This is a genomic window from Pseudoalteromonas sp. 31A1, from assembly GCF_011378815.1.
GTDB classification, from domain to species: Bacteria; Pseudomonadota; Gammaproteobacteria; order Enterobacterales; family Alteromonadaceae; genus Pseudoalteromonas; species Pseudoalteromonas arctica.
The window spans coordinates 1-20,135 of record NZ_WTKY01000012.1; the positions used below are offsets into that span (position 1 = coordinate 1).

At 37.3% G+C, this 20,135-nt stretch carries 20 protein-coding genes and 3 pseudogenes; 18 read left to right on the forward strand and 5 right to left on the reverse strand.

All coding sequences use genetic code 11. The annotated features are described in order from the left end of the window. The 10 genes and pseudogenes from GQR52_RS11950 to GQR52_RS11995 form a co-directional block, all read left to right on the forward strand. Window positions 1-1,421 (forward strand): transposase (locus tag GQR52_RS11950; RefSeq protein ID WP_165728595.1); only part of this gene is annotated, 1,421 nt, incomplete at its 5' end. A 368-nt stretch (window positions 1,422-1,789) separates the two neighbouring features. Further along, a pseudogene (locus GQR52_RS11955) lies at window positions 1,790-2,026 on the forward strand (Mobile element protein); the annotation flags it as partial. Between the two features lie 233 nt (window positions 2,027-2,259). Beyond that, window positions 2,260-2,640, forward strand: a complete 381-nt coding sequence (locus tag GQR52_RS11960) for a hypothetical protein (protein ID WP_165728596.1) — start codon at window positions 2,260-2,262, stop codon at window positions 2,638-2,640. 149 nt (window positions 2,641-2,789) lie between these two features. Further along, a pseudogene (locus tag GQR52_RS11965) lies at window positions 2,790-3,835 on the forward strand (transposase). 200 nt (window positions 3,836-4,035) lie between these two features. Further along, window positions 4,036-4,212 (forward strand): annotated as a pseudogene (locus tag GQR52_RS20550) (transposase); the annotation flags it as partial. A gap of 239 nt (window positions 4,213-4,451) precedes the next feature. Continuing rightward, window positions 4,452-4,703 (forward strand): hypothetical protein, encoded by a 252-nt coding sequence (locus tag GQR52_RS11975; protein ID WP_165728597.1) that lies wholly within the window; start codon window positions 4,452-4,454, stop codon window positions 4,701-4,703. 166 nt (window positions 4,704-4,869) lie between these two features. Then, window positions 4,870-5,160 (forward strand): hypothetical protein, encoded by a 291-nt coding sequence (locus GQR52_RS11980; RefSeq protein WP_231609578.1) that lies wholly within the window; start codon window positions 4,870-4,872, stop codon window positions 5,158-5,160. A 124-nt stretch (window positions 5,161-5,284) separates the two neighbouring features. Next, entirely contained in the window at window positions 5,285-5,881 is a 597-nt protein-coding gene (locus GQR52_RS11985; protein WP_165728598.1) for a DUF6624 domain-containing protein, read from the forward strand. Window positions 5,882-6,262: 381 nt separating this feature from the next. Beyond that, entirely contained in the window at window positions 6,263-6,643 is a 381-nt protein-coding gene (locus GQR52_RS11990) for a hypothetical protein (protein ID WP_165728599.1), read from the forward strand. 101 nt (window positions 6,644-6,744) lie between these two features. Next, window positions 6,745-7,164: a retropepsin-like aspartic protease gene (locus GQR52_RS11995; protein WP_165728600.1), complete on the forward strand. Its 420-nt coding sequence runs from the start codon at window positions 6,745-6,747 to the stop codon at window positions 7,162-7,164. A 136-nt stretch (window positions 7,165-7,300) separates the two neighbouring features. Here GQR52_RS11995 and GQR52_RS12000 read toward each other — a convergent pair whose 3' ends face one another. Together GQR52_RS12000 and GQR52_RS12005 are read right to left on the reverse strand one after the other, a co-directional pair. After that, window positions 7,301-8,335 carry a methionine synthase gene (locus GQR52_RS12000; protein ID WP_165728601.1) on the reverse strand — a complete coding sequence of 345 codons (1,035 nt, stop codon included), beginning with the start codon at window positions 8,333-8,335 and terminating at the stop codon, window positions 7,301-7,303. Window positions 8,336-8,420: 85 nt separating this feature from the next. After that, on the reverse strand, window positions 8,421-9,398 hold the full coding sequence (locus GQR52_RS12005; protein WP_165728602.1) for a DUF1852 domain-containing protein: 978 nt from the start codon (window positions 9,396-9,398) through the stop codon (window positions 8,421-8,423). A 612-nt stretch (window positions 9,399-10,010) separates the two neighbouring features. Here GQR52_RS12005 and GQR52_RS12010 point away from each other — a divergent pair. The 7 genes from GQR52_RS12010 (at window position 10,011) to GQR52_RS12040 (ending at window position 17,134) form a co-directional block, all read left to right on the forward strand. Further along, a complete protein-coding gene (locus GQR52_RS12010) occupies window positions 10,011-10,775 on the forward strand; it encodes an ATP-binding protein (protein WP_165728603.1) in 765 nt (254 codons plus the stop codon). 170 nt (window positions 10,776-10,945) lie between these two features. Then, the gene (locus tag GQR52_RS12015) at window positions 10,946-11,959 is read left to right on the forward strand and encodes a DUF5924 family protein (protein ID WP_165728604.1); all 1,014 of its coding nucleotides are present in this window, start codon (window positions 10,946-10,948) and stop codon (window positions 11,957-11,959) included. Window positions 11,960-12,031: 72 nt separating this feature from the next. Beyond that, window positions 12,032-12,268 carry a hypothetical protein gene (locus tag GQR52_RS12020; RefSeq protein ID WP_165728605.1) on the forward strand — a complete coding sequence of 79 codons (237 nt, stop codon included), beginning with the start codon at window positions 12,032-12,034 and terminating at the stop codon, window positions 12,266-12,268. A 394-nt stretch (window positions 12,269-12,662) separates the two neighbouring features. Then, the gene (locus GQR52_RS12025) at window positions 12,663-13,466 is read left to right on the forward strand and encodes a hypothetical protein (protein ID WP_165728606.1); all 804 of its coding nucleotides are present in this window, start codon (window positions 12,663-12,665) and stop codon (window positions 13,464-13,466) included. Window positions 13,467-13,741: 275 nt separating this feature from the next. After that, the gene (locus GQR52_RS12030) at window positions 13,742-14,401 is read left to right on the forward strand and encodes an NAD(P)H-dependent oxidoreductase (RefSeq protein WP_165728607.1); all 660 of its coding nucleotides are present in this window, start codon (window positions 13,742-13,744) and stop codon (window positions 14,399-14,401) included. Window positions 14,402-14,668: 267 nt separating this feature from the next. After that, window positions 14,669-15,118, forward strand: a complete 450-nt coding sequence (locus GQR52_RS12035; protein WP_165728608.1) for a hypothetical protein — start codon at window positions 14,669-14,671, stop codon at window positions 15,116-15,118. Between the two features lie 198 nt (window positions 15,119-15,316). Then, window positions 15,317-17,134, forward strand: a complete 1,818-nt coding sequence (locus tag GQR52_RS12040; RefSeq protein ID WP_165728609.1) for a serine/threonine protein kinase — start codon at window positions 15,317-15,319, stop codon at window positions 17,132-17,134. Between the two features lie 110 nt (window positions 17,135-17,244). Here GQR52_RS12040 and GQR52_RS12045 read toward each other — a convergent pair whose 3' ends face one another. Together GQR52_RS12045 and GQR52_RS12050 are read right to left on the reverse strand one after the other, a co-directional pair. Further along, complete coding sequence (locus tag GQR52_RS12045) at window positions 17,245-17,769, reverse strand: hypothetical protein (protein WP_165728610.1); 525 nt, start codon at window positions 17,767-17,769, stop codon at window positions 17,245-17,247. A gap of 13 nt (window positions 17,770-17,782) precedes the next feature. After that, complete coding sequence (locus tag GQR52_RS12050; protein WP_165728611.1) at window positions 17,783-18,790, reverse strand: YHYH protein; 1,008 nt, start codon at window positions 18,788-18,790, stop codon at window positions 17,783-17,785. A gap of 206 nt (window positions 18,791-18,996) precedes the next feature. Between GQR52_RS12050 and GQR52_RS12055 the strand changes: the two genes are divergently transcribed. After that, window positions 18,997-19,428 (forward strand): DUF3859 domain-containing protein, encoded by a 432-nt coding sequence (locus tag GQR52_RS12055; protein ID WP_165728612.1) that lies wholly within the window; start codon window positions 18,997-18,999, stop codon window positions 19,426-19,428. Between the two features lie 127 nt (window positions 19,429-19,555). Here the strand turns inward: GQR52_RS12055 and GQR52_RS12060 are convergent, their stop codons facing one another. Next, a complete protein-coding gene (locus GQR52_RS12060; protein ID WP_008169409.1) occupies window positions 19,556-19,972 on the reverse strand; it encodes a VF530 family protein in 417 nt (138 codons plus the stop codon). Window positions 19,973-20,135: the final 163 nt, after the last annotated feature.

Consider the following 20,135-nt stretch of genomic DNA (forward strand, 5'->3'; position numbering starts at 1 on the left):
TCGACTTATCGGGCTTTGACGCGTGGTATAACAACGACAAAACAGGCGCTGCTGCGTATCCGCCTTCGGTAATGCTAAAGATTATTTTATTGGGCTATGCACATGGATTGATCAGTAGCCGTCGAATTGCTAAAGCGTGTGAGACGAACATTTTATTTATGAGTGTGTCGGGTGATATCCAGCCGCATTACACATCTATAGCGGGTTTTGTGTCTAAAATGCATGAACAGATTGAGCCGCTTTTTACGCAAGTGCTGATGATATGTGATGAAGAAGGCTTGATAGGCCGCAACATGTTTGCCATTGATGGGTGTAAATTAAAGTCCAATGCGAGTAAAGAGTGGAGTGGCACATTCGATGAGTTAGGTCGCAAAAAAGCAAAACTAGAACGCGCAAGCAAACGTATTATTGAACGCCACCAATCACAAGATGGGCTGGGCGAAGAGTTGATAACTCAGGACTTAAAACAAAAAGAAAAGCTGGATAAAAGTGCAGATAAAATCACCGAGTTTTTAGCCACTCACGAAGAGAAAACAGGCAGTAAAGGCAAGCCTGTTAAAAGTAATATCACTGACCCAGATAGTGCGAAGATGACGACCTCAAAAGGGACAATTCAAGGCTACAATGGCATCGCGATAAACGATGATAAACATCAAATTATCCTGCAAGCACAAGCGTGGGGCTCAGTGGGTGAGCAACAAACCCTACAGCCAGCTGTTAAGCAATTAAAACAACAGCTCGATAAATTGAACACTGACAAACCCAAAGACGATCACACGATTAAGTTCACCGCAGACAGTGGTTTTAACAGCGAAGCAAATCTTGAGTTTATGGCGCAAAGCGGGTTTGATACCTACATTGCGGATAACCAATTTAGAAAACGAAATCCGCTGTTTAAAGCCAGCGAAACATACGAAACTGAGCAAGAAAAGCGCCGACTAAAACGCAGCAAAGGCAAGCCTCGGTTATTTACCTCAGACGATTTTCATTATGATGAGGCAACGCAAACATGCCGCTGCCCTGCAGGCAATGCCATGTGGAGAAGCGGGGTCAATGTAAACAGCTATAACCAACAATACACGCGATTCTGTGGTTATTTAAGAGACTGTAAAACCTGCCCACTACAACAACAATGCATGCGAAAGCCACCCATTAAAACGGGGCGACAAGTACAGTTTATAAATAATGAATCACGCAAAAAGCTGAGCTATGTCGATAAGATGAAAGTAAAAATAGACAGCCCAATCGGACGACGACAATACAGTAAGCGATTAGGCTGTATTGAACCCGTGTTCGGCAATATTACCGTCAACAAGGGCATGAATAAATTGACCTTACGGGGTCAAACGAAAGTTAATACGCAATGGCAACTGTATTGCCTTGTTCATAATATAGAAAAACTGCAAAACACGATGCATTAAGAAGGGGAAGCCCTTTTAACCTAAATAAAAGCCACTCAACCACTCGTAATCCCTTCCAAAACGCCAATTTAAACAACACCAAACACTTCTTTATATGCTGCGTAAAAATACAGTAATCGATTGAACCAAAATAGGAACTCAGCTATGGTTTGTTTATCAATAAAAACAAATAAAAAACGAGTTAATCTACAGGCTCGTTATATTTCAGGGAAGGTTTGGGTGTATAAATTAAGTTTTATATTTTTTATTCTATTTAGTAGTTTTGTTAATGCTTGTCACAAATTAAACAAGACACCCACACTAAATTTTGCTCTTTTCGAAGTTAGAGGCTAGCCTTTGTTTAGTGCAAAAAACGAGCAGGGTGTCTTATGGCGATTGCAAGAAAGCGTCAAGTAAGTTTGGTTGATACAAAATACTACCATTGTATTTCACGGTGTGTTCGTCGTGCATTTTTGTGTGGTGAAGACCACTTTACTGGGAAGTCTTACGAGCATCGTAGAGGCTGGGTTGAAGATAAACTACTTATGTTAGCAAAAGTGTTTTGTATTGACGTAGCTGCTTATGCCGTAATGAGTAACCACACGCACTTAGTACTGTATGTAGACGAAAATAACAAAGACACCCAACCTAAATTTTGCACATAAACACCAGTAATCCTTTCCAAAACGCCAATTAAAACCAACAGCAAACACTTCTTTATATTCTGCGTAAAAATACAGTAATCAATTGAATCAAAATAGGAACTCAGCTATGGTTTATTTATCAATAAAAACAAATAAAAAACGAGTTAATCTACAGGCTCGTTAGGTGCAAAGACAACTCATGCATTCGAGGCAACATGGATACATATAATCCCAATAAAGCAGTAGAACCCGAAAACTGGTTAGCCCTAGATGAAGCTACAAGAATTGAATTAGTTCATGATTTCCATATTGGTTTAGATCACGAATTAACCGAGGATGCTTTAAGTGTACATTCATCAATTCATGTAATAGTTGAAAATCAATTAGCTATGAAGGTTGAATTAATACCAGAAACTTTCGCAAGACTCATGAGACAAGGCTTGAATAGGCATGAAACAATTCATGCTATTGGAACAATTATATCAGCAGATATTTTCGATGTTATGAATGGTATTGTAGAAGAGTTTTCACCAAAAAAGTACAGACGAAAGCTTGAAAAAATCACAGCAAAAAGATGGCTAAAAGGGCAGTATTAAAATTTGCACCTAACAAGCGCATAGAAATTAACAAGACACCCACTCTAAAAGAAATTAAAAAGAATCAACAAGACACCCATACTAAATTTTGCACTTTTCGAAGTTAGAGGTTAGCCTTTATTTAGTGCAAAAAACGAGCAGGGTGTCTTGTGGCGATTGCAAGAAAGCGTCAAGTAAGTTTGGTTGATACAAAATACTACCATTGTATTTCACGGTGTGTTCGTCGAGCATTTTTGTGTGGTGAAGACCGTTTTACTGGTCAATCTTACGAGCATCGTAGAGGCTGGGTTGAAGATAAACTACTTGTGTTAGCAAAAGTGTTTTGTATTGACGTAGCTGCTTATGCCGTAATGAGTAATCACACCCATTTAATACTGTATGTAGATGATAAGAAATCAAACAGGCTGAATGATAAAGCGATTGTTATTCGCTGGCATAAACTCTGTAAAGGCACAGTACTTACACAAAAATACATACAGGGTGAAAAGCTAAGTAAAGCGGAACTTATCTTTTTTAATCAAACAGTAAAACAATACCGCGAACGCTTATCAAGTATCAGCTGGTTTATGCGGTTATTAAATGAAGACATTGCGCGCAGAGCAAATAAAGAAGATAACTGCACAGGACGATTTTATTCGCTGCCATCCATGGCGCTCACCCTTCGGGCCGCCTAAGGCGTTCAAAGTTGTTCCATACAACTTTGTGGGAGGGGCGCTTCAGGTCACAAGCACTTCTTGATGAAGCAGCACTTGCAGCCTGTATGGCCTATGTCGATTTAAATCCCATTAGAGCTAAAATGGCTAACACACCAGAAGAGTCAGACCATACCAGCGTACAAAAGCGCTTAACATGTGCGGCAGAAGGTAAACAGCCTAAACAGTTACTGCGTTTTGCAGGTATGCCACGTCAGATTATGCCTAAAGGGTTACCGTTTGAGCTTAAATCGTACCTTGAACTTGTTGAGCTAACAGGGCGAATAATACGAGAGGATAAACGCGGGTATATTGATAATATGAACCTTTCTTTGCCTGGAAGGTTAAATATATCCCCAGAAAACTGGTTAAAACTGACTACGCAATTTACGCGCGCATTCCATGGTGCAGTAGGTAGGCCCACTTCACAAGCAAGTTACTGTGAAAACTTAAAGCGGAAACGGCGATCAAATATTAGCAACTGCGAAAAGCTACTCGCATAAAACTTAAGCTACTCAGTAATAAACCACAACTGCCTTATGCAGTCACTTTCATGCGCGTAATTTAGGTTTAAGAGTGATAATGACTTATTTAATGTGTGCTTTGTGAATAATAATATAAAAACAGGTGAATTCTTGGTCAAAAAAGTAAATTTAATGACACAATACTATTTGTACAATTAGAGTGGCTGTCCTGTTTAATCGTTCCTTTGCTAGAAAGACTTAATATATCCCCCGAAAACTGGTTAAAACTCACCACGCAATTTACGCGCGTATTCCATGGTGCAGTAGGTAGGCCCACTTCACAAGCAAGTTACTGTGAAAATTTAAAGCGGAAACAGCGATCAAATATTAGCAACTGCGAAAAGCTACTCGCATAATACTTAAGCTACTCAGTAAAACATTCAGTAAAAGTTAAAACTGGAATTTTGCAGTTATTTTTATGCGTGTAATTCAGGTTTAAGCATGCTAATGACTTATTTAACGGATGAAATAAAGTGACCCAGCAATAAAAGATAAATTCTGAACCGGAATGGCAAATTTAGTGGCACAGTTTTGTTTGTTCGATTAAGGTGGCTGTCAAGTTTGTATTTTCGTTATATATCAAGGGAGCTTTAAATTGGAATTTGAAATTTGGTACTTAGTCGCAGGTATTGCGATTCTACTCAATATTATTGTTTCAATATTTCTGGTGCGTCGTGATGATTTGGAAACCTTTCAAAAAGGTGCGCAAATATTTATTGTATGGCTGATACCATTTGTTGGGGCGCTAGCTTTATGGATCTTTTATCGGAGTCAAGATGATCCGTTTACTAAGAGTAAAGGTCCAAATATTAGGTCATCACATGATTATACAACTGGTGGTGATTAATAATTAGTATGACACCCATACTAATAAAGATAAACATGACACCCATCCTAAATTTTATGAAAAACACTAATAGATTGAACCAAAATAGGAACTCAGCTATGGTCTATTTATCAATAAAAATAAATAAAAAAACGAGTTAATCTACAGGCTCGTTAGGTGTACAAAATTGAGTTATGAGAAAGCGTATAAAATATCACTCATATTCTTTTTAATGATTATTCTTGTAGCAGTATTTGTAACACCGCAAGTCGAAGGTTATGGGGATTCAGTGGCAAGTGTTGCAATACTTGCTCTGTCAGGTCATTGGATTATTCATAATGTTATTGCTTTTAAATTTGGTCAAATAGATATTAAAGGCTTTATGGTAAACCGTACAAAAAATCCCAAATCGTTTGGATTAATACTTTTTTCAAAAGGTTTATTTTCAACATTATTTATATATCTGGTTTTGCGTTAAAGTATACTTAACAAGGCAAAGCAGTAGGACTAAAAACAGCTGGCCATTACTCGAGCCTCGCTATTTTGCCCAACAATTTTTAGCCTCTGTTTGAGGCGTTATATGTACAAGGAGAGTTCAGTTGATGCGTTACCTATTTTTACTGTTGCTAATACCTTTTTATTCTTTTGCCGAAATTAACCTTCCTCTGCAAAAAGAACTAATTGAAATGGAAATTGAAGATCAACATATTCGAAACAAAATAGGAAAAGTTGGATGGCAAAACCCGCCCAAAGCACTCCTAGAACAAATGATGAAAATAGATGAAAGTAATACAGGAAAACTTAAAGCTATCATTAAAAAGCATCATTGGGTAACAAAAGATTTAGTTGGAGTTAAAGGAGTTGGAGCAGCATTTTTAGTCATTCAGCATTCACCTGATGTTGCATTTAAAGTAAAAATGCTTCCTTATTTAAAGCAATCATATTTGAATGGCGAAGGTGTTAGCGGACAACAAGTTGCTCTTTTAACTGATAGAGTTCTTATTGCACAAGGAAAGAAACAAATCTATGGTACTCAAGCTGACGTGAGTGAAGGTAAAGTTGTGTTTAGCCCCATAGAAGATGAAACTAATGTAGATAAACTGCGTGAAGAAATGAAGATGCCCTCTTTAGATTTTTACTTAAAAATAATGGAAAAAATGTACGGGATTAAAGAGCACCCTGAAATAGACTTGAATTAATCTACATATAACAACACGGCCTGAGGTGGACAGCAAGCGCTAAAGCTCTCTTTCCATCGCAAATTTTAACAGCGGTGATCCCTTACTTTTCAATGTAGTTAGGTAAGTTGATTCATCGTAGGGCGTATGTAGATTTAGACCCGACTTTACTTATCTAGTTCTTTTCTTAGAGGAAATAACAAAGGCACCCATCCTAAATTTTGCACATAAACACCAGTAATCCTTTTCAAAACGCCAATTAAAACCAACAGTAAACACTTCTTTATATTCTGCGTAAAAATACAGTAATCGATTGAACCAAAATAGGAACTCAGCTATGGTTTATTTATCAATAAAAACAAATAAAAAACGAGTTAATCTACAGGCTCGTTAGGTAATTCAATGAATACTGCCATCGATGAAGTCACAAATAATTACCAAGACTGGAGCTTAGACAAATTATCGTATGTGGATGGGTTACTAACACTGAACATTATCACTTATTTAGAAGATGATGCTCCCGTAAGGTTTATGGTTGTGTTTACAAATACCGTTTTATTCGAAACTTATGATGAAAGTAGCCATTTTCATGACTATCATCAAAACCGTGATTTGGGCGTCATCGGCGTATATTCTGATTCAAGCTTATTGGAGTATGCTCAAACTAAAACGAATACTTTCAGTTTAAACAACAATAAGCTGTTTCATTATTCAGTAATGACTACAAATGAAATCATTCATGTTTTAACAAATATTGAGCCTCAGGTGATAAACGTTACATAACAAAACGCGCTGAGGTGGGCGACTAGTAAAATTTGGCTATTAATTGTGGGAAGCTGAAAATAGTAAGTAAGATTTTAAAAACTTTATAACAAGGAACGTATATGAATTTATCTGAAGGCAAAACTATAATTGAATTTGAAATATCACAAACAGGCCACCAAATTATTGAAGCTAAAATTAATGGTAAATCGTTACGTTTTATTTTAGATAGTGCCGCTGGATCATCTGTTTTAGACCGTGCATGTCTTATTGAGCTTGGCATTGAAGAAACACTCAATGTTGAGAATGCAGCAGGTTTGGGGACTTCGGATCACGATATGGGCGATATAGAAGTTCATTCAATAGAATTAGGAAATGCCTTATTTGAGAGTCCTGATTTTGTATCACTTAATCTTGACCATGTACAAGTAGCAGATGGTGAAAAGGGAGTACATGGCTTATTAGGCTCTCCGTTTTTTATTCAATACCAAGCTGTTATCGATTTTTCAAAAAACAGGCTAGAACTTTTTAATAAAAAATAATTAAGTATCTAACCTAATCTTTGTTCTTTAGTAAATTTTAACTAGCGCACCATGTTTATAGGTTTGATCATGACATGATGCGCCAGCTTTAATCGTTTACAATTTGTGTTTTAAAGCTACTTTCCAAGTTCTTTTTTTAATTCTTTTCTAATAACTCTTTTCTTATAATTTCAGCCCCAGCACTTAAGGCATTTAGTTTGCCGTTAGCAATATGGTAAGGTAGGGGAGCCATGCCGCAGTTTGTACACGGGTAGAGTTTGTCGGCATCTACAAATTGCAGTGCTTTACGTAGCGTATTAGCTACTTCTTCTGGCGTTTCGATAGTATGGTTTGCTACATCAATAGCGCCTACCATTACTTTTTTACCGCGAATAAGTTCTAGCAAATCCATTGGTACATGGGAGTTATGGCACTCTAGTGAAATAATATCGATATTAGATTGCTGCAGCTTAGGGAATGCTTCTTCGTACTGTCGCCATTCGCTTCCTAGTGTTTTTTTCCAATCTGTATTGGCTTTAATACCGTAGCCATAGCAAATATGCACGGCGGTTTCGCATTTAAGCCCTTCAATTGCGCGCTCTAAACAGGCGATTCCCCAGTCGTTTACTTCATCAAAAAATACGTTAAACGCGGGCTCATCAAATTGGATGATATCAACGCCTGCGGATTCTAGCTCTTTGGCTTCTTGATTAAGAATTATGGCAAATTCCCACGCTAGTTTTTCACGGCTTTTATAGTGGTCGTCGTAAAGCGTGTCGATCATGGTCATTGGGCCTGGCAATGCCCATTTTATTGGTTGCTTGGTTTGCTTGCGTAAAAATTTAGCGTCTTCGACAAACACAGGTTTTTGACGGCTAACAGGGCCCACAACGGTGGGTACGCTTGCATCGTACCGGTCACGAATTTTTACTGTTTTGCGTTTTTCAAAGTCAACGCCATTTAGGTGCTCTATAAATGTAGTTACAAAATGCTGCCTTGTTTGCTCGCCATCGCTAACAATATCAATGCCTGCTTGTTGCTGGTCGAATAACGACAAGCGTAGGGCGTCGTGTTTACCTTCAATTAATTCATCACCTTGTAATTTCCAAGGTGACCAAAGTGTTTCTGGCTCTGCAAGCCATAACGGCTTAGGTAAACTGCCAGCGGTTGATGTAGGTAGTAATTTTTTCATGATAAATAATGCCGTATTTTAGGTAATTTTAAACGTTGCTTTAAACGCGCTATTTTTAGTTGTTATTGGTCGTTACTATCAAGTGTTATGAAAGATAGCTACTAGAGAATTGCTCAAGAACCGTTTGGTATGGTTTGATAAAGTGCTCTTGTGCAAACTTGCCTTGCTCGTTTGCTAACTTGCCGCGCTCTTCTCGGTCATACACAATTTGCGTTAGTGAATGATCCAAGTTTTTTAAGTTTGGTTTATATGATTTACCCGCTGTTGCATTGGCATTATAAATCTCTGGTCTGTAGATTTTTTGAAACGTTTCCATCGTACTAATGGTGCTTATAAGCTCAAGATTGCTGTAATCATTAAGTAAATCACCAAAGAAAAACAATGCTAAAGGCGCGGCGCTATTTAATGGCATAAAGTAACGTACCTGCAAGCCCATTTTTTTGAAGTATTGCTCAGTTAAAGACGATTCATTTGGCTCGTATTCAACACCAAGTACCGGATGTTGGTTTTCAGTGCGGTTGTAGGTTTTGTTATCTGACACACTTAGGCATATAACCGGTGGCTTTTTAAAGTTTTGTTTGTATGTATCCGAATTTACGAATGACTGAAATAGCTTGCCATGTAAAACCCCAAAGTCATCAGGAATACTAAATTGAGGCTTGCCTTTATTGTGCTCTTGTAGGAGTACGCTAAAGTCGTAGTCGCGCACATACGATGAAAAATTATTTCCTACAATGCCTTCAATGCGCTTATTTGTTTTATGGTCAACAATATTTGTTTTTAATATTTCGATTGAGGGAAAGCTTTCACCACCGTCTTCAATACCTATTTCAACAGAGACAATTTCAAGCTCAACAGCATAACGCTCACCTTTGGTGTTATCCCAATGGGCTAGGGCATTAAAACGGTTGTTAATCATGTTTAAGGCGTTACGCAAGTTTGCTTTGCGGTATTCACCTCTGGCTAAATTAGCAAAGTTTGTTGTGATACGCGTATTAGTTGATGGATGATAATTTTCGTCGAGTGAAACGCTCTTAATATTAAATGTAAAATCTTTTTTCATCGTGTTTATATCCAATTTTATAATTTAAACCTGATTGATGCTCTGCGCTTTATTAGCCTTGCAACTTACTTAGCTGGTTTTGTTGTCCAGCGGCTTTAAGTTGTTAGTAATAGTGTTTAGCGCTAAGGGATGAGTAATTTATACGTTGATTGGTATATGAAGAAAAACGGTTTAATTTCACATAAAACATGAGTCATATTCATTAATCATTATTGTTAGATGTGATTGCTTAGTAATTGATGACAATTAAGCATGAATCGATAGAAATAAAGGATGGGTGTTTAGCCGTTTAGACTTCCTTTATTTCGGTATGCGCTTTATTCATGTTGAACATGAGGAATATTCAAAGAAGTTTTTTATAGCTATAACAGTGTATTAGCTAAGCTTTTAGCTGTTTACATCGTTGTTTATAGTAAATGTTATGACTATTTAAGCTTAAGTTAGCTATAAAAGTAGTTACTTCTGCTAGTCTAGTATTAAAAGGTAAACAGGCTTCTTAATAACTGCATAGCACTTAGGTATTAATAAAAGCGCTATAAATCATATTAATAACAATGTCAGTACGTTAAGTAAGTTATACTTATTTTTCATCACCTCACCTATCGAGTATTCGTGGATATCAAAGGCACTTGTATTGCATCAGTTACTGATGAGCATGGCCCGGTTTATGTATATCAAACAAAAAAGAATCTTATTCTCAGCTTTGACGGGAAAATTTATCAAAGCTGTATCAAATTAAATAATATTAACGGGTTAAGCTTAGCTTATACGCAAGCTATGATGGCTGCGCTTTTTTTTATACCGCACTTAAAAACCGCGATGATAATGGGACTTGGGGCGGGCTCTATAGCAAAAAGTCTTTATCATGCGTTTCCCGCACTGACTATACATACCGTTGAATACCGTAAAGCCGTTGCTGATATGGCTATAAAATATTTTGAAGTTCCTGTGTCAGAACGTTTGTTTATTCATATTGATGATGCGGCAAACTACATGAAAAACACGCAGATAAAAACGGATGTTATTTTTTCTGATTTATATAGCTCAGAAGGGATGGAATCAGATCAGGTGCAATCATCATACTTACGTGATTGTAAAAATGCGCTCACTTTTGATGGTGTACTCGTTCTTAATATTTGCCATACCAAAGTTGGGCAAAGAGAGGTATTTGACCAACTGCTTGATAAAGAGTTTGCAGGAAAAATTCTTAGTTTTGTAATTGAAGGTGGCAATAAAATTGTTTTTGCTTTTAATAATACAATGCCTTCATTCAATCAAGATGAGTTACTGGCCAAAGCTCACGCGTTACAAAAATTAATAAATGTACCAATGGACCGCTATGCCGATCTTTTATTTAATTGCGCTGAGCTTAAATAAGTAAAAACAACCTACTTTTTAGGATGATGCTATTTAATCGCTGTTTTTGTAATCAACTGTTAAATGGCTAGTTTTAAGCCCATCTATCTGCTGTTCATTTAAACTTGGTTAAACTAATCATATTCTGAATAAAAATAATAAAGTACATACCCGTACGGAAATACTCATAAATGGATTATTGTAAAAATATAATTGCTAAATTTATAAGCGCAATGCAAAAACGGCCTGGATTATTGGCTGTGATGTCATTTTTGTCGGGTGTTGCTAGCTTTGCACTGGTAGATAGAAAAGAGTCTTTTTCGCAATTTATTGCCATATTTTTGCTTGTTAGTTGGCTATGGCTGATTATTGATAACTGGCTACGTGACAAAGTTGAAGAAAAATTTGGTGTGGCTGTATCTCCTAATGTAATGCGTTTTGCTCTGCAAATGGTGCAACAAGAAAGCCTATTTTTTGCGTTGCCATTTTTTTTAGCGGTTACGCAGTGGGATCATCCTCAAGCAATTTTTACTTCCCTCATTGCTTTGTGTGCACTTATATCGGTAATCGACCCATTTTATTACAAAAAACTTGCCAGAAACCGCACGTTATTTACTGTTTTTCATAACTTTGCTTTATTCGTTGTTTTGCTTGTTACGCTGCCTATTTTATTAAATTTGACTACTAGCCAAAGTTTAGCCGCAGCTCTTGTAACGGCTGTAGTGGTTACTCTACCGAGTTTAAACAATTTAATGCCTAATGCACGCTGGTGGCGTTTTCCTATTCTTGTAGTGATTTTATGTGCCTTAAGCGCGTCTATTTGGCAATTAAGAAGCTACGTGCCTCCGGCAGCACTGCGATTAACCGATATTACGTTAGCTCATGAGGTTGATTTACAGCATAAAAAGCCTGTAGGGAGCATTAAGCAGTTAGATTCTTATACGCTACACCATCAAGGTTTATATAGTTGGACGGCTGTTAAAGCGCCAAGAGGTTTAAACGAAAAAATATTTCATGTATGGATACATAATAAAAAAGAGGTTGATCGAATTACGTTAAATATAAACGGTGGGAGAGAACTTGGTTATAGAGCATGGACTCACAAGGTAAACTTTCCTAAAGACTCTGTTGGTAAATGGCAAGTTAAAGTCATTACTGAGTCAGGACAACTAATAGGTTTAACGAAATTTACTGTTACACCTTAGTTAGCTTAATCGGCTGCAATTTAAATAACTAATTGATATAGTTTTTTCATAGCAAAGTAATGGATATAAATTATGAGTATTGCGTTTGAAATTTTTATTTGGCTAATAGTTGAAACGGGTTTGAGCTTTTTGTTTTACTCGACCGGGTGGCTGCTAGTAAAAGTGGTAACGTTTGGGCAGTATAAAAGCGAGTTTAAGGATTTTGCATCTTATAAAGCGAGTAAAGCTAGAAGAGTCGACTTAATCTTCTTACTCGGTTTTTGTTTTTACTTTGCACTCATTGCCGTTATGGCTTATTTGAGTCACTAAACTGGCTAACAAATTAGGTTAATTATTTTAAGAATAATAAGCAGCTTAATGAATTATTGCTGCTTATAGTTTTCCCCTTTACCGCACTTTTTTACACTTCCTACTTATACTTTCCTGTTTTTGCAATAGGGAACACCTCACCGTGAGTACTATAACTATCATTTTAACTATTAAATTAAGTACCAGCTAGAGCATTGCTCGGTGCGTATATAGCTTTGGTTTGTTGGTTGAAATCCGAGCTAATTGCAACTTGTAGTTTATGGGTAATACTTAGTAAATACTTTAAAATCTAATAAATAAAACAATAAATGTGCATCCATTTATTGCGCTAATACGTTTTATAACAATACTATGCGCCACTTTTTACCATTTATGATGGTTTTGGACTTAATAAATGACTCACTATTTAAAATATGTATTTGTTATTACGACTCTAGCGGGAGTAAATACAGCTTACGCACAAGCAAAAACACAAGAGCACTATCAAGAGCTTGAAGTGGGTGTAGGCGGAAATATTAAGCATACTAATACTGACGTAAATTATAAAAATAAAGAGTTTGATTTACATATCCACCCATTATGGGAAAGCCGATATGTAACCGAAGGTCGAGATAACCTTGCCGGTAATGGTATTACATCAATTGCTACTGAGTTTAATTATAAAAACTTTGCGGTGATCCCTTGGGCGGCAAAAGGTATTAGTAGTGATTATTCAGAGCTTAATTTAAATGCTATTTATACCGCTCACTTATCTGAGCGGATAGAGATGTATGTAGGTTATAACTATATTAAAGCTCGTGAAGAAGGCATTGATGCTCACGATAATGAGCTAAGCCTCGACTTTGCGTATTTTTATGCAGACGATATTCAGTTGTTAAGTAGTGTTTATCATTCATTTGATGCCAGCGGTACATTTTTGGAGCTGGCAGTAAAAAAAGATTTTTATATTAACGATTTACTATCAGTAGATATTCAATCGGGCGTGGGGTTTAATGCGGGGTATGTTAATGATGGGCACAACGGAATTAACAACGTAAAGTTTACTGCAAACTTGTCGTATCAGCTTTTTAATCAGTTAGCCTTATACACATATACAAGCTATAGCATTGCAGTTAATAAAGATGAAAAACGCTTTGTAGGTGACGAGACACTTCGAAATATATTTTGGGGTGGTGTAGGGCTAAGTTATCAATACTAGGGCGTGCTTTTTCAAGGTTGAGTTTGAAGCAGTGTGTTTTACTTTTAGGCAGTTCAGAGCCTACTGGGTAAAACTCTTGCTGCATGATTAAATCGATCTTAGGATCAAATAGTAACACACGATAAAATATGTTTAACGGCCAGGTTGTTGCTAAATTTCAGTTTTAAATTTAATTTTTATTATGTTTTGAATCAATAAACAATGCGTATGTGTAATACACAATAACTAAAAATGTTAGTGTTTAGCTATCGTTCAAATACAGTTGAGAATTACATATGAAGTTTTTAGTATTTTTAGGCACGGTACGCGATAGTACACCACCAAAACCAGCTCGCTTAGGCTTAAGGGTTTCTAGGGCTTGTATAGAATGCTTAACAGAGCATTTTGGCGATCATGAGTTTGAGCTAATTGATACGTTGGACTTTCCTAGCGAAAACGTATTTAAACCACACTTTGCATACGCTAAAAGTAATGCACCTACAGAACTCACTCTATTAGCTGATAAAATTAAAGCCGCAGATGGATATATAATGATTAGCCCTGAGTACAATCACAGCATGAGTCCAGCCCTCGCTGACTTACTTAATCATTTTGGTAGCTCACTATTTTCGTATAAACCAAGTGCAATAGTAACTTACTCAGCAGGACAGTGGGGTGGCGTAAGAGCTGCCATTAGCATGCGTACTTTTTTATCTGAACTTGGCTGTTTGCCGGTATCGGCGATGATCCACGTGCCAAAAGCGCAAGATGTGTTTAGTGAGGATGGCAAACCTGTTGCAGGAGAGAGTCAATCATCGTGGTTTAATTATTTCTCACGCACGTTTAGCCAACTAATATGGTGGGCGCAGGCTGCTAAAGAGCATACCGAGGTGGTTGACCCACAAAGTTTGCTAAAAAGCTTTAAAACAGCTCCTTCTCAGCGCAATGCACCTTAATACCCGCTAACTAATTGTTTGGATTGATTATAGAAACATGGCTGCATAAAGTGGTATCATTAACGCTACATATTTTTAATAATGCATAATACCAATTCTCAATAATAGTTAATCAATTTAAGGGATTAAATCGCTAACTGCATTAAAAATTTTTGATATAGAACAACTCAATAACGAAATTTTTGCTTTGTTATCAACACGATTTTCTTGTCTCAAAATAGATTACTTAATTATGCGAATTGGTGTAAAAAACAAGGAAATTGTGTCTTGAAATATCTAGCCTTACTAAGTGTGCTAACGCTTAGTGCATGTAGTTCTGTTCCCCATAAAATTGAAATGAGCCAAAGTACGGCTGGAAATATGAACCTTATCGCTTTAACTGAGCAAAGTGCACCTAAGGGTGTTGCTGGCACTTACCAGTTTCATATTAAAGCGGCGGGAGCTCAGGGGAGTTGGTTGTATTTAAATACCGAAACTGATTATCGAGATAGGCGTTCTATTACGATATCAATACAGCCTAATGTGGTAGCAGAGCTTCAAAGTAAATACGGACAACCAGCAGACACCTTTTTTATTGATAAAACAATAGAAGTAACAGGCGAAGCTAAACGAGTAACTATCGATTTTATGAGCCGTGGTAGAGCCACTAATAAATATTATTATCAAACGCACATAGCTGTGTCATCAATTAAGCAGCTTCGTGTTATTAAAAGTTAGCAAAAAGCAATGAACTGTACTTATATACAGTGCATTGTAAAAGCTTACTTTGAGCTTTAACGTTTACACTTAAATTTACTGCTATGGCGCTATTTTAGCGCTGTTTTATTCAACGATTTCAAAACTCTTATTTAACCTATTGTAATCTCATTACATAAAACTAATAATTGGTTAGTTTTATAAGTTTGAGTACCTGTATTGAAAGCCAAAGAAATCCGCAACTTTTATATCAACGAAGAGCAATCTGTTTATTTGCTTTCGCACCGCGATGCTAAAAAACACCGCCAGTGGCTTAATATTTGTATTAAGCAGCTAACACTGCTGGGCTACAAAAACGTTGAAATGATTGGTTCAGGTGCTTTTGGTTTTGTGTTTGCAGGTGATGACGATAACGGCTTACCTTGGGTATTTAAGTTTTCGCGTATTACGCTTGCCCAAAGTGTACGTGACCGCCTAGAAGACGAAGCGTATATGCTTTCGCAAATTAATAACCCCTTAGTGCCTACCTTTTATGCATTCGAGCGAATTAAAAAACAAGGGATTTTAATGATGGCGCGCGCCATTGGAGAGGATCTTGAAAAAGTATCGCTTAAAACAGGGCGCTTTAGTGCAGCGCAAATAATGGCGCTCGCGGTTAGGCTGCGTAATGTATTAGTTGATTTACGCAGCCATAAAAATGGTATTAGCCCGCAACCCATTGTGCATGGCGATATAAAGCCTTCAAACCTTGTATGGGATGCAAACACTGATGCGCTGTCGTTAGTGGATTGGGGCAGCTCTGTGTATGCACAGCTAGACAGTGATGGTAACCCCGTAGCAAGTAACTTTATGGATTTAATGTCGGGCGATTTAAGCACGACTAATGCGCGTATGGGCGATGTGTACTTTATTGGTGAAGCGCAAATGTCGGGGGAGCAATCATCCCCACGATTTGACGAACAAGGCGTTGCTGCTACGTTATATGCGCTTGCGTCGGCCCAGTCGTGTCGTTTTGGTGCGCAAGCCATCCCTGCAAGCAGCTTAGGGCTCCCAAAAGAACTGGCTAAAGTAATTGATGGCATGCTTTCTAAAAGTAAGGCCATACGTGATGGTGCTGGCGATTACTTTATGCGTAATATTACAACTATGGCTAAAGCGTACTTACCTGAGCTTGATAAAAAGCAAAAAAAAGCCGATATCCCTTTTTGGTATGGCAGCGACGAGCAGCCCGATACAGTTGTATATAGTTCACGAAAACAGTTTTTACGCCAAGCCGATCATAACCAGCAATTACTCGATATAAACGACGCTCAACTTGACCGCTATTATAAAGAGTTTTTGTTTGATACCGGCGATACCGAAAAAGCATTTTTAGCATCAATAAGCAGATTAGCTAAGTATCCTGTGGTTGGTGGGCTTAGTTTTCATTGGAGGGATGACTCATTGTTTGTTGAGTCGTCTTTAATTATGCATGACGAATCATTGGGTGATGCATTTAGTGATGCGATTAATAACACGGTAATGCTTGCCCAAGCTATTAATCAAAAAGGTTTATTTAAGTGTTGTTTGTTTGATGCCCGTAAAACCATTCAACTAGAACGAGACGGCACAGGGGCATTTAAGTTTGATAGCCTACCAGAGCTTGAATACGAAGTAGTCAGTATGAAAGCAAACGACATAACCCGCCCGCATTCATACTTTGAAGATGGTAAAGACCCAGATGAGCAACTCCAACTACCTAAAAAAGTTATTAAGTGCGTATTTGAGCTGAACCAAATCCATCATACGGGGTGCATCATTTTTGAAGCACTGCCCGATAGAATGAAAATTCACCATTACTATCGATTACTTGATTCGACTAAAGAAGTTGAGTTTAAGCGCCTGCTTAATAAACTAATGCAATACGCGGTAAATATTACGGATGTTGGGGTGGCTGGTTTTATGAAGCTCCCTTACAAAAATACCCGTGAGTTTAGTTTATGTGAGCAGCAAGAAGAGCATTACTTTCCTAAAAATCCAAAGCTTGTATCTTTATAGAAAGTACTTAAATTAAGAGTGCTGGATGAAAAGACAAAGATAAAAAAGAGCATAAGTTTGTTTAGCTTATGCTCTTTGTCACTTAATTATTAGGTAAGTATTACTAATTATTAAAACACCTTACTAAAGGGCGACGTTGGTGTTAGCTCAAATTGATGAGTAAGTTTTTGCGTTTTATTAGTCGCTGTTATTTGATAATGCTGCTTGTGCTCATTGTTACTAAATAGCTTAACGTTAAAGTTAACTTTAGTTAATTTACTGGGCAAAGAGTAGCGCCCAGTAATGGTTACTTGGTCTATATTGTTGCTTTTATGTGTATGTGACGCTTCTGGGTTTAGCAAAAGTCCGTCAATAGTAAATTTATACTGATGATCTGCTAAATAAACGTTCTTTTTAACTCGCTTACTTATTTGTTTTTTATGAGCATTAAACTCAACTATTGATACTTTGCCATCCTTATCTTCATCAACCCCTTTAAAAGCCGACATAGGGATTGAAAGCACAATAAACACGTTATTATCAACAAAATTCAGCGTACCGTGATCTGCAACCATTAAATGCGCGTTTGTTAAATTTGGTATAACAAACAAACCCAAAGTAGTCATACTCAGTAGACCTCTTTTTATATAAGGCATAGCTTACTCCTAACTAAACTTCGCCTTTAACACAGCGTTGAAAAAACGGGTAAGTGTCTGTTGCGTAGTAGTGGTATATCCCATCAGGAAACTCAGGCGTTACACCAACGCGGCCATTACATTCATCTAAATCACCAGAGCCTGCTACGTATTCCCAATCTTGTGCAAATGTACCTAATGGGTATATATCGGTAGAAGGGCGGTTTGCGCTTACGGTTGTTATGTGTTGGTAGCTACCGGACATTGCGGTTAGGGCTGAAGTTGCATCACTTGAGTCTGAATAGCCGTAACGTGCATAAATAGGAAAACCATCTGCTGCCCAGCCTATTAAAGTCATAGTGGTGCTATTACCACCTCGCATTGCTACAAATCCTTCTGGCATACCATGATAGTGATATGTGCCATCGGGTTGTACGTGTGCATTGTTGTCGTCTGTTCCAAAACTAAACGTGTCTTGGCTTAAGGCTTCTATATTCCAGTTGCCGCTGTTGTCGCCTAAATCGCAATCGGTGCCAGTATCATCACAACTTCCGCCTGTACCAGCGTCTATTTTAATGCCATTAAGTACAACGCCTATCATTCCACGAGGACCACCAAGCATGGTTGCTTGTGAAGTTTCTATAGGCTCAAGTGTGTAGCTTTCATTTACTGATTGTTCAGAAATAGTATTTGGGTTATCAGCATTAGGGAATGTACCTACTTCGTGATCGGGTATGCCATTAGCTACTAAGTCGCGTGTAGTTCCTGTGCATGACCAATCTGCTGTGCTGGTGGCTTGTACTGATTCAGACTCGTTATATTCACTGTAGCTATATTCACAAAGTACACTTTGGGTTGAACTGCTGGTACCTGTGCCATTTTCTGTGGTGGTTTGTGATGAGCTTTCTGTAGTTGCTGAGCTATCAGCTATGCCTTCTCCACCACCACATGCAACTAAAGATGAAACAATTAAAGCAAGAGAAGTGAGCTTTAAAGCATTTACTCTATTTCGATTATTACTATAAAGTGTGTGTTGTTTCATTGTTACCTACCTGATCAATTAAGTTACTGAAACAATAATCAGCAATTGTGCAAATAGTGTGTAAAGAATGATGACAAATTAGCAATTATGTAAATAGGCAAAGTATTAAAGCTAAGTTGAGATTTAACTTTATGAGAATGTGTTTTATTTTAAAATTTCAAAAAGTTAAACTAATGCCAAAATAGCTAATATAAAAGGCTACCTAAATGGCTAAAACAAAACCTGTAGTGACGTTGCAAAGCCACGGAATTTACTCCAAGTGGGATAGCGAAAGTAAAGCGTTGCCGCAAATAGAGCAATTTACAACAAGTGTCATAGCTGAGGTAGATATTGAGTTTGGCTTAATTGTAAATATTAAAAAAGGTAGGGGAGAAAAGCTTCATTATTGTATTTACCATCCTGATATTCCAGACAGCAACGGTGATGTTATGAACCCTTTTGAAGGCGATGTATACGTTAAAGATAGTGATTGGAATTTTTACTTAGGCGATACACTTTGGCTGCCAATAGAAAATAAACTAGGTGATTGGCGAATGACCCTTGAGCTTAATGGAAAAATGATTGCTGATAAAACATTTAATGTGGCATTAGAGGCCGAACGCACTGAAACAGACTTTTGGAAAAATCGGGGATATTAATTGTTATCTATCTATTAGTTATTTATTAGTTACTTATGAATTATATGGGCGCGGGCAACAACTGAAGGTAATGAGAGATAGCTGTAGAGCTATTTATAAATAACTCTACAACAATATCAAAGTGGCTTTAGTTACCCCAAGGGTTACTTGAATTAGAACGTTGCTTACGATCGCGAGCACGTTGCTTTGATTCTTTTTTCTCAATAATACGTTTAGCGTCAACAAAACTAAGTTCACATGGCTCACCAGGTTTATGATCAGCTGGGATAACGCGATCTCGTGGCGGCAATTCGTATTGCACATCATCAGGCTTAGGTAAGTTTTTAAGACGGTACAGGTAAAAGTTATCTACTTTTTCTTGTGCCCATTGTGTTTTACGTAAAAATTTAACCGCAGACTTAACATCAGGATTATTTTTAAAGCAGTTAAGTTGTAAATAAGCGTGTAGGAGTTCCCACCCGTATTGTTCAACCAGCTCTTCAACCACTTGTTCTAATTTTACGCCTTGCAGTGGGTTATTACTGAAAAGTTCTTGGTTGCTCATAGGTGTTGCCTCATTATTAAAATACAAATTGCATTATAAGTTTTATCTATAAGTTTTGATACTCTAAAATCTACACATACAATGAATTGAAAGATAAAATTTACACGTGTTTAAATAATCGGTAATATTAAAAAGCTTTATAAGATACGGCATGATGCCAATT